This is a genomic window from Kitasatospora sp. NPDC057198 (assembly GCF_042670125.1).
In the GTDB taxonomy this organism is placed as follows: Bacteria; Actinomycetota; Actinomycetes; order Streptomycetales; family Streptomycetaceae; genus Kitasatospora.
In genome coordinates, this window is sequence record NZ_JBHUWH010000002.1 from 20,184 (window position 1) to 34,543 (window position 14,360).

At 75.1% G+C, this 14,360-nt stretch carries 12 protein-coding genes; 4 read left to right on the forward strand and 8 right to left on the reverse strand.

Annotated features, from left to right (window positions below):
* Positions 1-16: 16 nt before the first annotated feature.
* The 3 genes from ACFUEL_RS00405 to ACFUEL_RS00415 form a co-directional block, all read right to left on the reverse strand.
* Positions 17-502, reverse strand: a complete 486-nt coding sequence (locus ACFUEL_RS00405; protein WP_380233627.1) for a hypothetical protein — start codon at positions 500-502, stop codon at positions 17-19.
* A gap of 740 nt (positions 503-1,242) precedes the next feature.
* Entirely contained in the window at positions 1,243-1,665 is a 423-nt protein-coding gene (locus ACFUEL_RS00410; protein WP_380233628.1) for a hypothetical protein, read from the reverse strand.
* A 107-nt stretch (positions 1,666-1,772) separates the two neighbouring features.
* Positions 1,773-2,252, reverse strand: a complete 480-nt coding sequence (locus tag ACFUEL_RS00415) for a hypothetical protein (RefSeq protein ID WP_380233629.1) — start codon at positions 2,250-2,252, stop codon at positions 1,773-1,775.
* 176 nt (positions 2,253-2,428) lie between these two features.
* Here ACFUEL_RS00415 and ACFUEL_RS00420 point away from each other — a divergent pair, with 176 nt between their 5' ends.
* Positions 2,429-3,496, forward strand: a complete 1,068-nt coding sequence (locus tag ACFUEL_RS00420; RefSeq protein ID WP_380233630.1) for a ParB-like protein — start codon at positions 2,429-2,431, stop codon at positions 3,494-3,496.
* A 15-nt stretch (positions 3,497-3,511) separates the two neighbouring features.
* Here the strand turns inward: ACFUEL_RS00420 and ACFUEL_RS00425 are convergent, their stop codons facing one another.
* Entirely contained in the window at positions 3,512-4,405 is an 894-nt protein-coding gene (locus tag ACFUEL_RS00425; protein WP_380233631.1) for a LamG domain-containing protein, read from the reverse strand.
* 175 nt (positions 4,406-4,580) lie between these two features.
* On the opposite strand from ACFUEL_RS00425, the gene ACFUEL_RS00430 reads away from it, so the two are divergent.
* The 3 genes from ACFUEL_RS00430 to ACFUEL_RS00440 all read left to right on the forward strand — a co-directional run bounded on the left by ACFUEL_RS00430 (position 4,581) and on the right by ACFUEL_RS00440 (position 7,046).
* Positions 4,581-5,048 carry a DUF6153 family protein gene (locus tag ACFUEL_RS00430; protein ID WP_380233632.1) on the forward strand — a complete coding sequence of 156 codons (468 nt, stop codon included), beginning with the start codon at positions 4,581-4,583 and terminating at the stop codon, positions 5,046-5,048.
* Positions 5,049-5,139: 91 nt separating this feature from the next.
* Positions 5,140-6,084, forward strand: a complete 945-nt coding sequence (locus ACFUEL_RS00435) for a hypothetical protein (protein ID WP_380233633.1) — start codon at positions 5,140-5,142, stop codon at positions 6,082-6,084.
* A gap of 149 nt (positions 6,085-6,233) precedes the next feature.
* Positions 6,234-7,046 carry an HAD family hydrolase gene (locus ACFUEL_RS00440; protein ID WP_380233634.1) on the forward strand — a complete coding sequence of 271 codons (813 nt, stop codon included), beginning with the start codon at positions 6,234-6,236 and terminating at the stop codon, positions 7,044-7,046.
* Positions 7,047-7,059: 13 nt separating this feature from the next.
* Here ACFUEL_RS00440 and ACFUEL_RS00445 read toward each other — a convergent pair whose 3' ends face one another.
* The 4 genes from ACFUEL_RS00445 to cydB all read right to left on the reverse strand — a co-directional run bounded on the left by ACFUEL_RS00445 (position 7,060) and on the right by cydB (position 14,360).
* Positions 7,060-7,962, reverse strand: a complete 903-nt coding sequence (locus tag ACFUEL_RS00445; RefSeq protein ID WP_380233635.1) for a DUF72 domain-containing protein — start codon at positions 7,960-7,962, stop codon at positions 7,060-7,062.
* 65 nt (positions 7,963-8,027) lie between these two features.
* Positions 8,028-9,818 carry a GAF domain-containing sensor histidine kinase gene (locus tag ACFUEL_RS00450; RefSeq protein ID WP_380233636.1) on the reverse strand — a complete coding sequence of 597 codons (1,791 nt, stop codon included), beginning with the start codon at positions 9,816-9,818 and terminating at the stop codon, positions 8,028-8,030.
* 58 nt (positions 9,819-9,876) lie between these two features.
* Positions 9,877-13,320: a thiol reductant ABC exporter subunit CydD gene (gene cydD, locus ACFUEL_RS00455; RefSeq protein ID WP_380233662.1), complete on the reverse strand. Its 3,444-nt coding sequence runs from the start codon at positions 13,318-13,320 to the stop codon at positions 9,877-9,879.
* 35 nt (positions 13,321-13,355) lie between these two features.
* Positions 13,356-14,360 carry a cytochrome d ubiquinol oxidase subunit II gene (gene cydB / locus ACFUEL_RS00460; protein ID WP_380233637.1) on the reverse strand — a complete coding sequence of 335 codons (1,005 nt, stop codon included), beginning with the start codon at positions 14,358-14,360 and terminating at the stop codon, positions 13,356-13,358.

A 14,360-nucleotide genomic window follows, 5' to 3' on the forward strand; every position in this document is an offset into this window, starting at 1 on the left:
TCCTCCAGGAAGTCGATCAGTTGTTGTATTTCGTCGGACCGGTGCCCGGTCCTTCTTCGGGGACGGGGGCGGAGCGCACCAGCCAGATGTCGTACTCCTCGGTCGTCACGCCGCAGGAGGTGCGGCCGTCGCGCGCCATGGTGACGAACTCGGGCTGCTGCGGGCCGTCGGTGAGGTGCGCCGCCAAGCACGCGTCGTCATCCCAGCGAACCAGGGCCCATCCGAGACTGCCCATGCCGCGGCCGCCGACGTGGATGAGGAAGGTCCCGTCGGGGGCGAACAGTCCGGACTCCCGCGAGAGCCGGAGCCAGTGCTCGTCGACCCGTGCGGCCCAGTCGGGGGTGCTGAGCGCGACGGTGGCGTCGGGTTCGACGAGGAAACCACAGACTGACAGCCAGACCTCGTCCGGGGACGGCAGGTCGGTGGCGTCCGGTGCGCCGAGGACGGTGAGGCCGGCGGCCTCCAGGAGCAGCCTTCTCGAATCCTCCGGAGAGGCTGACATCATTTCCTCCGGTAGAAGGAGTGGTGGTCTCCGCCAGGTTTGTTGATCTTACCGTTGCGCTCTATCCCCGTGCAGCCATCGGGTGAATTGTCCCACCCGAAATTGACCAGTTCCCGACTGTCGTCGTGCTTGGGCTTTCCGGCGTGGAAGTCCAGGCCAGCGGGGATCATCGGTGTGTTCCAGGACCATGCGGGAACCGTTTTCGGTCTCGAATTGGCAGAAATCCCCCCAATGGGTGGGATCGTTGGATTAGACGTGTCCCGGCATGCTCTTCTACCGCTTGTCCCCGACCGCCTTCCATTCCGCGATCGGTTCTTCCCCGTACGGGACGCCCGCCAGGTCGAAGGCGGCGCGGCCCGCTCGGCCTCCTCGCGGGAGTCGGAGGGGTTGCTGTGCTCTCCCCGAGGCGGGCCCTGGTGGCCGACGAGCAGGTCGACGAGTCGGCGCCGGTCCGGTTCCTGTTCCTGCTCCAGGTGGAGGGCGGTCGATCCGCCGGGGCGACGATCTTCCACTCGGTGTTGATGCGGAGATGCCGGTCGGGGCCGCTGATCCGCGTGCCGAGGAGATCCGTCTCGACGTTCGTGAGCTTCAGCGGGAGACGGGCGCGGGCGTCGTCGAGGACGGAATCCACCTCGGCTCCGGGTTCGTCGGTGTTCCGGGGGCTACGTGCGCGGAACACTGCCCACCGCCGGAATCGGGGCGGCGGGACGGCAGGGTGTCGGGCCGGCGGGACGGCGGGGTCAGATGAAGGGGCCGTCGAGCACCTCGTACCCGCACCAGGCCCCCGCGGCGTACTGGGCGGAGTACGGGCCGGGCCGGCCGACCTGGGCGGGGGTCCAGGGGTCGGGGCCGGGGTCGAGGTCCAGGACGGCGCTTTCGGGTGTGCAGTGCAGGTTCAGGCCGTCGGAGAGGACGAAGTACGAGAGGTCGCTGCTGCACGGGAACCGGTAGGCGTGGACTCCGCCGACGGTGAGCCGGACCAGTCGCCATTCGGCGTTCCGGGGTACGTCCACGGCCTGGATGTCGAGGGTCGCGGTCCGGTCGGCGAGCGGGCTCCGGGGGAGGTGCAGCCGGATTCCGGTGATCACGCCGTCCTCGAAGTGGCCGAACCGTTCCAGGAAGGCCGCCGTGTCCTCGCCGGTGAGTCGTGTCGCCGTCGTCATGGGTCCTCCGGTGCCGCGGGGTTCCGGGTCGACGTGCTCGACGGCGTCCCCGCCACGAGGGTATCCACCGGGGCCGGGGCGGCCCCGGCGGGGACGGCCGGTCGCGGTCAGTCCTCGAAGCAGCGCCGGAAGTCCCGCAGGACGCTGCGCGAGAAGCCGTCCCGGTCCGGGTCCGCCGGGGTGACGAGCGAGACCAGGAAGAACGCCGGCATCAGCAGTTCGGTGCCCTCGGCCGCGGCGGCGGCCGCCCGGTCCCTGGTGCGGACGCCGCCGAGCCGGGCCCCGACCGGGGAGCGGTGGAAGCGGTAGAGGACCGAGAACGGGCCCTGGCCGCTCCCGTCGAGGGCGTACCCGTGCTCCTCCCAGAACTCCTCCATCACGGGCCCGCCGGAGAAGGTGAGGATCTCCGGGTGCTCCTGCCCGGGGTCGGCGTCCGGCCGCCAGTCGGCGTCCAGCGATTCGGCGGCCGGGGCCCCGCAGAAGTACAGCGAGGGCCACCGCCCGCGCTGCGCCCGGACGAACCGGGCCACCCGTTCCGGGAAGGAGGAGTCGACCGTGAAGTCGGTCGAGAACCCGCTGATCTCCACCGCTCCCCCTCCCCCGCGCCGTACCGGCCTTTCCGCTGTCGGACCCTACCAAGTGGCCGTTCTCCGGGGCGGATTCGTCCCTCCGCGTTCTCCGGGAGTCCACGGGGGCGACTCCGGACGTTGGTCGTCCGCTGGCACGCTCACCGACCGGATCCAGCCACGTCGCAGGGAGTGCCATGCGTTTCCGAGTCCCGTCCGCCCTACCGCTGCTGGCGGTCGGCGCGGCCCTGGTCAGCGTCGCCACCACCGCCCCGGCCGCGTTCGCCGCGCCCGGGGCGCCGGGTGGGCGTCCGTCGTTCTGCGGCCACGACAACCGCCGGACGCCCTTCTCCCCGTACCTGTGCGCCGAGCCGGGCCAGCTGCTGGACGTGCGGATCGGCGACGTGCACCCGACCCAGCCGTCGCTCGGCTACGACGAGGTGTACTACAAGCTCGGCCGGTACACCCTGGGCAAGGACGCGGTGAACAAGAAGTTCAGCGACTGGTGCGAGGCCGACGGCCGGATCGAGGCGGTCGCGGTGCGGCCGGGCGCGCGCCTGGACGACCCGTCCTCGTTCACCTGCACGCTGCCGGTGGGCGGCGAGACCGCGGAAAGCACCGCCGCGATGAAGACCGTGGTGATCGGCCCCGGCGGCGAGCCGTTCCTGACCGACGGGCACCACACCCTGACCTCGTTCTACGAGACCCCGGACGGCGGCGCGGACCTGCACGTGCGGCTGCGGGTGCTGGCCAACCTGAGCACGCTCACCCAGCAGGACTTCTGGGCGCGGATGAAGGCCGAGAAGTGGGTCTACCTGAGCGACCCCGAGGGCAACCCGGTCAGGACCAACAAGCTGCCGACCTCGGTCGGGCTGGCGAACTTCCAGGACGACGAGTACCGCAGCCTGCTCTACTTCGGGCGCGACATCGGCTACACCCAGAACTCGGTGCCGTTCCAGGAGTTCTACTGGGGCAGCTGGATCCGGGACGCCGCGCCGGTCGACCTCTCGGGCTGGGACCGCGACGACCTGACCAGCTACCTGGCCGCGGTCGAGGGCACCACCCGGGCGATGGCCGCGCTGCCGAGGACCGCGCCGGTCGACAACGGCTTCACCGCCGGCGACCTGGACGCGCTGGACCAGTGGAACGCCGGGAAGGCCGCCGACAAGGGCGAGTTCGGCAAGCTGAGCAAGCCGTACGCGGACGCCAAGCCGGGCAAGCTGGCGTACGCGCTGGAGTACAAGCGGGTCAACGGCCTGGGCTGACCGCCCGGGAGGGGCTCAGGGGGTGACGAAGCGCGCGAACGGCGCCGGGGCGCCCTGGCCGGCGCCCTGGAGGGCGGCCACCTGCTCGGCGGTGAGCGCCTTCTTCCAGACCCGGACGTCCGCGAGCGCGCCCTTCCAGGGCTTCACCCACAGGTCGCTGGAGCGGACCCGGCCGAACTCCAGCGGGCCGGTGGAGGCGAGGACCTGCGGCGCCTCGGTGGTCTGGGCGAGGGCGCCGTCGACGTACAGCGTGATGGTGCCGTCCGACTTGTTGTAGACGCCGGTGAGCAGGGTCCAGCGGCCGGTGACGACCTCGGTGGTGGAGGCCGCCGTCGCGCTCTTGCCGATCGCGGCTTCGGTCTGCACCCGGAAGACCCAGCGGTTGCGGAGCCGGTCGGACGCGTCGTCCCGGCCGAGGTAGAACGAGAAGAACTTGTCGTTGTTCTGCGAGAGGGCCACCTTCGGGACGGTGTCGACATCGAGCCGGACCAGCGCGGAGACGGTGAAGTCGGCGCCGGTGTCGACCGTCCCGGCGTCCGACTCGGCGTAGCCCTGGGGGGTGCCGGCCAGCAGCAGGGACTGCCCGTCACGGCCGGCCGTGGCGCCCAGCGTCGCGCTCGGGCCGAGCGTCAACTTGGGCGTGACGGTGGCCGGTTCGGGCGTCGGCGCGCTGCTGCTCTGCTGCGCCCGGGGCGACTTCCCGTCGCCGGAGTTGGCCAGCACCAGCGCCGTGGCACCGCCGCCGAGCAGGACCACGCCGGTCACCACGGCGACGATCCGCAGCAGCCGCCGGCGGCGGGTCTCCCGTTCGGCGGAGTCGGCCATCGCCTGCCAGTACTCGGCGCTGCCGGGGCCGGACTGCGGTCCCCCGTCCGGCCCGAAGCCCCCGCCCATGCCCGTGTTCGCCACGTTCTCCGCCCCATTCGATCCGCGTCCGGCCGTGCCCGCCCCGTTCCGTGGTGAAACTCTAGGCGGCGGCGTTCCCCCGCAGTAGGCCAGGGGCCGGGTGCGCCCGTTCCGCCGGGCTCGGCGAGCTCCTCCCGCACACGCCTGTTCGATACCGGGAGGGGGTATCGTGGGCCGGATGACGGAGCGGACCGGGCGGACCGGGCGGACCGGGCGGGCCACGGACCCGGCACCGGCCGGGCGGTCGGCCGCCCGGTGGGCGGTGCTGTGCGCCCTGCTGCTCGGGCTGTTCCTGATGCACGGCAGCCCGGCAAGCGCCGCCGACTGCCACGCCGCGACGACGGCGACGACGGCGACGACGACGGCGGCGGCGGCGCGGGCGACGACCAAGGCCGCGCACGGCGGGCACGGGGACGACCACCCGTCGGCCACCGGCCCGGTGCGGCACGGGGGTTCGGCGTCCTCCTGCGTCTCCACCCAGGCCCGCGACCGGCTGCCGCTGCCCGCCCCGGGCCCGGCCCTGCCGCCCGCCCCGCCGCACCCGCCGCTCGCGGGGCCGCCGGGCACCGGCACCGAACGGGGCGGCCGGGCACCGCCGGACGGCGGGCGGGAACTGCTGCTCCGGGTCTGCGTCGCCCGCAGGTGAGGGCGCCACCCGGCCGGTCCGCGCGACCGGCCGGGCGCCGCGTCCTGTCCGCGACCGCGCATCCGCGCGCGCACCCTGGAGCGAACCCCCGATGACCCGTACCACCACCCGCCGCCGTGCCCTGCTCTCCGCCGCCGCGGCCGCCGCGCTCTCCCTCGCGCTGGCCGCCTGCGGCAGCGGCACGGACGGCATGGACGGCATGGACGGCATGGACCACGCCGCCACCGCCTCCCCCGGCGCCACCGCCCCCGGCCACGACATGGCCGGGATGGACCACGGCGCGAGCGGCGCGAACGGCACACCCGGCGCGAACGGCACACCCGGCACGCCCGCCGCGAACGGCACCGCCGCCGAGCAGGGCGGCTACCGGCTGGACGGCGCGCTGTCCGGCAGCGAGTACCGGTTCACCGTGACCGGCCCGGACGGCAAGGTCCTCACCTCGTACGAGCCGGAGCAGACCGCGGAGCTGCACTTCTACGCGATCCGCTCCGACCTGTCCGGCTTCCAGCACCTGCACCCGGTGCGGGCCGCGGACGGCACCTGGACCGCCCCGCTGGCCGCCCTGGCGCCCGGCGACTGGCGGATGTACGCCTCGTTCGTCCCGGGCGCGGGCAGCGGCGCGGGCGCCGGCCTGGTGCTCAGCCGCACCGTCGCGGTGCCCGGCGCGGCCACCCCGGTGCCGCTGCCCGCCGCCGCCACCAGCACCACCGCGGACGGCTACCGGGTGACCGTGGCGGGCACCCCGCGGGCCGGGGCGGCCGGGGAGCTGACCGTCACCGTCAGCAGGGACGGGCAGCCGGTCACCGACCTGGAGCCGTACCTGGAGGCGTACGCGCACCTGACCGCCTTCCACGCGGGCGACCTGGCGTTCGCGCACCTGCACCCGGAGGCGAAGGCCGCCGCGGGGACGGGCGGCGGGCCCACCCTGTCCTTCCACGCCGAGCTGCCGCAGGCCGGGGACTGGCGGCTGTTCCTGCAGTTCCGGACCGGCGGCACCCTGCACACCGCGGCGCTCACCCTGGACGTCGCTGCCTGACCCCGGCCCGACCCCGGCCCACCCGCGGCCCGTCCGCACCCGACCCCGGCCCCGTCCGCACCCGGCCGCGGGACCCGACCGCACCCGGCCTCCGGGCCCGCCCGCACCGGGCGGGTCCGGTTGTCCGGCGAGTGCGCGAAGATGGACGGATGACCCGCTCCCCGCGCCCCCGCCTGATCGCCACCGACCTCGACGGCACCCTGCTGTGCTCGGGCGGCACGGTGACCGTCCGGACGGCCGCCGCGCTGGCCGCCGCCGAGGCCGCCGGGGTGCAGGTGGTGTTCGTGACCGGGCGGCCGCCGCGCTGGATGCAGCACCTGGGGCCGCACATCGGCGGCCACGGGGTGGCGATCTGCTCCAACGGCGGCGCGGTGGTGGACGTGCGGCGCGGCGAGCTGCTGGAGAGCTACCCGCTCGACCCGGCCGGGGCGCTCTCCGTGGTGGACCGGCTGCGGGCCGAACTGCCCGGCACCGCCTTCGCGTTCGAGTTCCCGGGCGGCTTCGCCCGGGAGCCGGAGTACGACGTGGTGATGTGGGAGTCCGACCGGGAGCACCCGGTGGGCACCGCCGCCGAGCTGCTCGCCGCCGGGCAGGTCGACGGCCTGTTCAAGATCCTGGGCAAGCACCCCGACCTCTCCCCCGACGCGTTCCTGGACCGGGCGCGGGCCGCCGTCGGCCCGCTCGCCGAGGTGACCCGCTCCAGCCCGATCCCGCTGGTGGAGATCAGCGCCCCCGGCGTCACCAAGGCCAGCAGCCTCGCCCGCTGGTGCGCCCAGCAGGGCATCGACGCGGCCGAGGTGGTGGCCTTCGGCGACATGCCCAACGACCTGGAGATGCTGGCCTGGGCCGGCCAGTCCTACGCCGTCGCCAACGCCCATCCGCTGGTGCTGGCCGCCGTCGCGCAGCACACCGTCAGCAACGAGCAGGACGGCGTGGCCACGGTCATCGAGGCCCTGCTCTGACCTCCGCCCGTCCTCACAGGCCGAGGTCCAGCTCCGGCTCCCGGGGCGGCTCCGGCCCCCGGGGCGGGTCCAGGCCGAGCAGGCCGGCCATCGTCTCGGCGGCCCGGACGGCGGCGTCGCCGCAGCAGTTGTTGAACAGCACGTGCACCTCCCGGGCCCGCTCCGCCATCGCGCGCACCCGCTCCACCCAGGGGGCGAGCTCCTCCGGCGGGTAGTCGTGGCGGAAGCGGTCCTCCTTGGAGCCGGTGCCCCAGGCCGGGCTGCGGCCGTGGAAGCGGACCACCGCGAGGCGCGGGGAGGTCACCGGGGCGACCGGCGGCATCGAGGTGGGCAGGCCCTGCGCGGTGTCCACGGCGACGGCGGCCGCGTCCAGCTCGGCCAGCAGGGCGCGGGTGCCGGCGGCGAGGTCGGGCCGCCACCAGTCGGGGTGGCGGAACTCCACCGCGAGCGGCCAGCCCGCGGTGCGCTCCCGGCAGGCGCGCAGCACCGCCCGCGCCGGGGCTCCCGGGACGAGTCGCGGCGGGAACTGGAACAGCAGGGTGCCCAGCCGCCCGGCCGCCCGCAGCGGCTCCAGGGCGCCGCTGAACCGGGCCCACGCCTCGTCCAGCAGCCCGGGGTCGTCCCGGCGGGCCGTCCGCAGGTCGGCGGGGAGCGCGGCGGTCCGGGTGGGGTGGCCGGTGAGCAGCGAGAACGCCTTCACGTCGAAGCGGAAGTCCGCGGGGGTGCGCTCGATCCACAGGGTGCTGTTGCGGGTGCTGGGCAGCGCGTAGTAGGTGGCGTCGACCTCGACGACCGGGAACCTGCTCGCGTAGTGGCGCAGCCTGCCCTCGGCGTCCCGGCGGCCCGCCGGGTACCAGCCGCTGGCCAGCAGCTCCTTGTCCGTCCAGGAGCAGGCGCCGACCCTGATCTCTCCCATGCGCCGCGTCTTCCCCGTCCTGCTCGATCGATGCCCGGCCCGCCGCGGCGGCCGGGGCGCCGTGGTCAGAGCCGGGCGGTCCAGCGGACCCGGGTGCCCCTGCCGTGCGGGCCGTCCTCGTGCCAGGCGTCGCCGCCGAGCGCCTCGGCCCGGCGGGTGAGGTTGCGCAGGCCGGAGCGGCGGCCGCCCTCGGGGATGCCGACGCCGTCGTCGGTGACGGTGAGCAGCACGCCGGGCGGGCCGGTGCGAGCGGGCGAGGGGGAGAGCGGGCGGCCGTCCCCGCCGAGGTGGACGGTGGCGTCGAGCTCGACGGCGACCCGGGAGGCGCGGGCGTGCCGGGCCGTGTTGGAGAGCATCTCGCGCAGCGCGGCCAGCAGTTGGCGGGAGGTCTTCTCGCCGACCAGGCTCTCCACCGGGCCGGTGAAGGTGATGGTGGGCTTGAAGCCGAGCGCGGCCGCGGCCTGGCTGCCCTCGCGCAGCACCCGGGTGCGCAGGGTGTCCGGCTGGTCGTCGGTGTCGCCGTGCTGGAGCGCGTAGATGGTGGTGCGGACCTCCTGGATGGTGGCGTCCAGCTCGTCCACGGCCTGGCCGATCCGCTCCTGCACCTCGGGGACGACGGCCCGGCGGGCGGCCGACTCCAGCATCATGCCGGTGGCGAACAGCCGCTGGATGACCAGGTCGTGCAGGTCGCGGGCGATCCGGTCGCGGTCCTGGAAGACCGCCAGGCGCTGCTGGTTGCGCTGGTACTCGGCCAGCCGCAGGGCGAGCGCGGCCTGCGAGGCGAAGGTCTGGGAGAGCTGCCGCTCGGTGTCGGTGAACGGCGCCGTCCCGGCCGCGCGCCACACGCACAGCGCGCCCAGCACCCGGCCCGCGGAGACCATCGGCACCGCCATCGCCGGGCCGAACTCCCGGGCCAGCCGGTCGAACTGGGCGTCGGAGCCGGTCTCCGGGGAGGTCGCCAGGTCGTCCAGGTAGACCGCCTCGCCGGCCAGCAGCCGGGGCGCGAAGCCGCCCTCCGGGAGCAGTTCGCCGGTCAGGTGGTCGGCCCGTTCGCCGGAGGCGTGCGCCACCCGCATCCGGTCCCCGCCGGCCGGGAGCAGGATCATCCCCAGCGCGCCCTCGGCGAGTTCGCGGACCTGCTCGGCGGCGACGGTGAGCGCGATCTGCGCCTCGTCGGTGGACAGCAGCGAGGTAGTGACCGCGGCCGCGCCGGTGATCCAGCGTTCGCGGCGGCGGCCCTGCTCGTACAGCCGGGAGTTCTCGATCGCCACGCCCGCGGCCGCGCCGAGCGCCAGCACCACCTGCTCGTCCTCGGGCGTGAACGCGCCGCCGCCCTTCTTCCCGGTCAGGTACAGGTTGCCGAACACCTCGCCGCGGACCCGGATCGGCACCCCGAGGAAGGAGACCATCGGCGGGTGGTGGGGCGGGAAGCCGACCGAGCGGGGGTCGGTGGACAGGTCGGTCAGCCGCAGCGGCCGGGGGTCGTCGATCAGCGCGCCCAGGATGCCCCGGCCGGTGGGCAGGTGGCCGATCCGCTTCGCCGTCGCGTCGTCGATGCCGATGTGGATGAAGTCCGACAGGCCGCTGCCGTTCGGGTTCACCACGCCCATCGCCGCGTAGTCGGCGTCCACCAGTTCGGCCGCGCCCGCGGCGATCCGCTGCAGGGTGGCGTGCGGGTCCAGGCCCGCGCCGACCGAGACCACCGCCTCCAGCAGCCGCTGCATCCGGTCGGTCACCGCGGCGGCCGACTGGAGGCGCTCGGAGACCTCGGTGACCAGGGTGTCCAGCCCGAGCGAGGAGATCTCGGGGATGCGCGGCCGGCCGCCCGTGGCGGCCGGCTCCTCCGGCGTCTGCATGTCACCAGTGTGCACGTCTGTCATGGTTTGCCCCATTCCCCGCCGTGGTCGGGCCCGGTCAGACCGCCATCCGCTCGCCCGCCCGCTCCCGCTCGACCATGCCCGCCAGCCGGCCGCCCGGCCGGGCCGCCAGCTCCGACCAGCGGCCGCGCTCGACCACCCGGCCGCCGTCCAGCACCAGCACCTCGTCCACGCTGCCGTCGTCCAGCCCGGCCAGCCGGTGGGTGATCAGCAGCGTGGTGCGGCCCGCGGTGGCCGCCAGCAGGTCGGCGGTCAGCGCGTCCGCGGTGGCGGTGTCCAGGTGCTCGGCGGGCTCGTCCAGCACCAGCACCGGGAAGTCCGCGAGCAGCGCGCGGGCCAGCGCGAGGCGCTGGCGCTGGCCGCCCGACAGCCGGGCCCCGTGCTCGCCGACCATGGTGTCCAGGCCCGCCGGCAGGCCGTCCACCCACTCCAGCAGCCGGGCCCGCTCCAGCGCCGCGCGCAGCGCCGCCTCGTCGGCGTCCGGCCGGGCGAGGCGCAGGTTCTCCCGCACCGAGCTGTCGAAGACGTGCGCGTCCTGCGCGCACAGCCCCACCACCCGGCGGACGTCCTCGCCCGCCAGCTCCCGGGTGTCGGTGCGACCGGCCAGCAGCACCGACCCGGCCGAGGGCTCGACGAAGCGCAGCAGCGCCTGCGCCAGCGTGGTCTTGCCCGACCCGGACGCCCCGACCACCGCGATCCGCCGCCCGGCCGCCAGCTCCAGGCCGACGCCGCACAGCGCGTCCCGCTCGGCGCCCGGCCAGCGCACCGTCAAGTTGCTTACGATGACCGGGAGTCGGACGGAAGGCAGCGGCTTCGGGGCGTCCGGCTCGCGGACCGGCAGCGGCGCGGCCAGCACCTGCTCCAGCCGCTCCCGGGCGGCCCGGGCCCGCTCCCGGTGCCGGACGGCGAGCGGCATCCCCGCCACCGCCTCGAACGCGGCCAGCGGCGTCAGCACCACCACCGCCAGGCACACCCCCGGCAGCGAGCCCGCCGCCACCGCGCGCACCCCGACCGCCGACGCCGCCGCCACCGTCAGGCCCGACACCAGCGCCACCAGCCCCGCCGAGAGGCCGGCCGCCGCGGCCGACCGGGCCGCCAACCGGGTCAGCACCCCGTCCGCGTCGGCCGCCGCGCCCAGCCGCCGCGGCAGCGCGCCCGCCACGGTCAGCTCGGCGGTGCCGGTCAGGGTGTCGACCACCGCGGTCGCCAGCTCGCCGCGGGCGGGCGCGTTCCGGCGCTCCGTCCGGCCGGAGACCCACCGCTCCAGCAGCGGGACGGCCGCCCCCGCCAGCAGCAGCCCGCACGCCAGCACCAGGCCGGCGAGCGGCAGGAACGCGGCCAGCGCCGCCGAGGCGCCCAGCGAGACCAGCACCGCGACGGCGGCCGGCAGCCGCCAGCGCAGGTGGAAGTCCTGCACCGCGTCGACGTCCGCGACCAGCCGGGACAGCAGGTCGCCGCGCCGGAACTGCGGCAGCCCGGCCGGGGCCAGCCGCTCCAGCCTGCGGTAGACCGCCGTCCGCACCCCGCCCAGCGCCTTCAGCACCGCGTCGTGCGCGACCAGCCGCTCCGCGTACCGGAAGACGCTGCGCCCGATGCCGAACGCCCGCACCGAGGTCACCGCGACCATCAGGTACAGCACCGGCGGCATCTGCGAGGCCCGCGAGATCAGCCAGCCGGAGGTGCCCATCAGCGCGACGGCGCAGCCCGGGGCGAGGGCGCCGAGGACGACGGCGAGCCAGAACCGGGGGACCCGCTGCCGGGCGGCCCCTTCGGGGAGCGGCTCCTCTTCGTGCCGGGTCTGCGGGACGGCGCCTTCCGCTTCGCGCGGTTCCCCGCGCCCCTGGTTGCGCGTCCGGTCGCGCGCCTGCGGCGGTGCCGGCGGGCCCGGGAGGTGGATGTGGTGGTCGGCGAGGGCCGCGAGGGCGGGGCGGTGGGTGATGAGCAGGACGGTGCGGTCGAGGGTGCGCAGGGTGTCGAGGAGGGCGGCCTCGGTGACGGGGTCGAGGTGGGCGGTGGGTTCGTCGAGGATCAGGACGGGGCGGTCGGCGAGCAGGGCGCGGGCCAGGGCGAGGCGCTGGCGCTGGCCGGCGGAGAGGCCGTGGCCGTTCTCGGCGAGGCGGGCGTCGGGGGTGGTGAAGTCGACGTGCGCGGCGGCGAGGGCGGCGGCGAGGGCGGCGTCGCTCGCGTCGGGGCGGGCGAGGCGGACGTTCTCGGCGACGGTGCCGGCGAACAGGTGCGGGTGCTGCGGGACCCAGGCGACCTGGGCGTGCCAGCTGGCGGGGTCGGTGTCGGCGAGGTCCTGCCCGCCGAGCAGGACGCGGCCGCCGTCGGGGCGGACGAAGCCGAGCAGGACGGCGGCGAGGGTGGTCTTGCCGGCGCCGCTCGGGCCGGTGAGGACGGTGGTGCGTCCGGCCGGGAGGGTGGCCGAGAAGCCGGAGAGCGTCGCGCCGCCGCGGCCGGGGTGGCGCACCGTCAGGTCCTCGATCCGCAGGTCGGTGCCGGTCGGGGCGGGCCGGGTGCCGTCGGCGGGCAGCGGGGTCTCCAGCACCTCGAAGATCCGTCCGGCCGCGGCGAGGCCCTCCGCGCTGGAGTGGAAGAGCGCGCCGACCTGGCGGATCGGCAGGTAGACCTCGGGGGCGAGGACGAGCACCAGCAGGCCGGTCTCCAGGTCGAGGGTGCCGTTCACCAGCCGGAAGCCGATCGAGACGGCGACCAGGGCGACCGAGAGGGTGGAGAGCAGTTCCAGCGCGAAGGAGGAGACGAAGGCGAGGCGCAGGGTGCGCAGGGTGGCGCGCCGGTAGTCCTCGGTGATCCGGCCGATCGCGGCGGCCTGGGCGCGGGCCCGGCCGAAGACCTTGAGGGTGGGCAGTCCGGCGACCACGTCGAGGAAGTGGTGGGAGAGCCGGGAGAGTCCGGCGAACTGGCGGTCGGTGCGGGCCTGGGTGGCGTACCCGATCAGGATCATGAACAGCGGGATCAGCGGGAGCGTCACGCAGACGATCGCGGCGGACTCCCAGTCGGCGCCGAGGATCCGGGCCAGCACGACGAGCGGGACGACCACGGCGAGGGCGAGTTGCGGCAGGTAGCGGGCGAAGTAGTCGTCGAGGGCGTCGACGCCGCGGGTGGCGAGGGTGGCGAGGTCGCCGGTGCGCCGGCCGGCGAGGTAGCCGGGGCCGAGCGCGGTGGCGTGGTCGAGCAGGCGGCGGCGCAGCGCGGACTTGACGGTGGCGACCGAGCGGTGGGCGGTGAGTTCGGTGAGCCAGGCGACCAGCGCCCGGCCGAGCGAGACGCCCGCCAGGCCGAGCAGCTGCCCCCACGTCCGGTGCTCGCCGTCCTGGAAGGCGCCGACCACCAGTGAGGCGATCAGCGCGGCCTGGGCGATCAGCAGGAGCGCGCCCGCCCCGCCGAGCACGACGGTGCCGGCGAGGAAGGCGCGGGTGGTGCGGGCGTGCGCCAGCAGCCGGGGGTCGATCGGACGCATCCGCTGCCGGCGTTCCATCGGGCTCTGCTCCTGGGTCAGTGGTGGGCGGCGGGGATGTGCTGGACGCCGATCCGGCGGCGGAACACCCAGTACGTCCAGCCCTGGTAGAGCAGCACGAGCGGGGTGAAGACCGCCGCGACGACCGTCATCACCTTGAGCGTGTAGGGCGAGGACGCGGCGTTGGTGACGGTCAGCGACCAGTCGGGGTTCAGCGTGGAGGGCATCACGTCGGGGAACAGCGCCAGGAAGAGCATCCCGACGGCGGCCACCACGGTCAGGCCGCTGAGCGCGAACGCCCAGCCCTCGCGGGCCAGCCGGTTGGCGCCGAGCGCGCCGAGCAGGGCCAGGACGGCGACGACCAGCGCGGCCAGGCTCCAGCCGTTGCCGGAGTGCGCCTGCGTCCAGACCAGGAAGACCAGGGCGAGCACGGCGGTGGCCAGGCCGAGCGCGGTGGCCTGGGCGCGGGCCCGGGTCCGGATCTCGCCGGCGGTCTTGAGCGAGGCGAACACCGCGCCGTGGAAGGTGAACAGCGCCAGGGTGGTGAGGCCGCCGAGCAGCGCGTACGGGTTCAGCAGGTCCCAGAGGGTGCCGACGTAGTTCTTGTCGGCGTCGATGTCGACGCCGTGCACGATGTTGGCGAAGGCGACGCCCCACAGGAAGGCGGGCAGCAGCGAGGTCCAGAAGATCGCCAGCTCCCAGTTGCGCTGCCAGCGTTCGCCGCTGCGCTGGTGCCGGTACTCGAAGGAGACGCCGCGGACGATCAGGCAGACCAGGATCAGCAGCAGTGGGACGAAGAAGCCGCTGAACAGGGTGGCGTACCAGTCGGGGAAGGCGGCGAAGGTGGCGCCGCCCGCGGTGAGCAGCCACACCTCGTTGCCGTCCCAGACCGGGCCGATGGTGTTGATCAGGACGCGGCGTTCGGCGGTGTCGCGGGCCAGCAGCCGGGTGAGGATGCCGATGCCGAAGTCGAAGCCCTCCAGGAAGAAGTAGCCGATCCACAGGACCGCGATCAGGACGAACCAGAGGTCGTGCAGGTGCAT

Coding starts and splice junctions, on each gene's coding strand:
- ACFUEL_RS00405 (WP_380233627.1), bottom strand. CDS start 502: ATGTCAGCCTCTCCGGAGGATTCGAGAAGGCTGCTCCTGGAGGCCGCC.
- ACFUEL_RS00410 (WP_380233628.1), bottom strand. CDS start 1,665: ATGACGACGGCGACACGACTCACCGGCGAGGACACGGCGGCCTTCCTG.
- ACFUEL_RS00420 (WP_380233630.1), top strand. CDS start 2,429: ATGCGTTTCCGAGTCCCGTCCGCCCTACCGCTGCTGGCGGTCGGCGCG.
- ACFUEL_RS00430 (WP_380233632.1), top strand. CDS start 4,581: ATGACGGAGCGGACCGGGCGGACCGGGCGGACCGGGCGGGCCACGGAC.
- ACFUEL_RS00435 (WP_380233633.1), top strand. CDS start 5,140: ATGACCCGTACCACCACCCGCCGCCGTGCCCTGCTCTCCGCCGCCGCG.
- ACFUEL_RS00440 (WP_380233634.1), top strand. CDS start 6,234: ATGACCCGCTCCCCGCGCCCCCGCCTGATCGCCACCGACCTCGACGGC.
- ACFUEL_RS00445 (WP_380233635.1), bottom strand. CDS start 7,962: ATGGGAGAGATCAGGGTCGGCGCCTGCTCCTGGACGGACAAGGAGCTG.
- ACFUEL_RS00450 (WP_380233636.1), bottom strand. CDS start 9,818: ATGCAGACGCCGGAGGAGCCGGCCGCCACGGGCGGCCGGCCGCGCATC.
- cydD (WP_380233662.1), bottom strand. CDS start 13,320: ATGCGTCCGATCGACCCCCGGCTGCTGGCGCACGCCCGCACCACCCGC.
- cydB (WP_380233637.1), bottom strand. CDS start 14,360: ATGCACCTGCACGACCTCTGGTTCGTCCTGATCGCGGTCCTGTGGATC.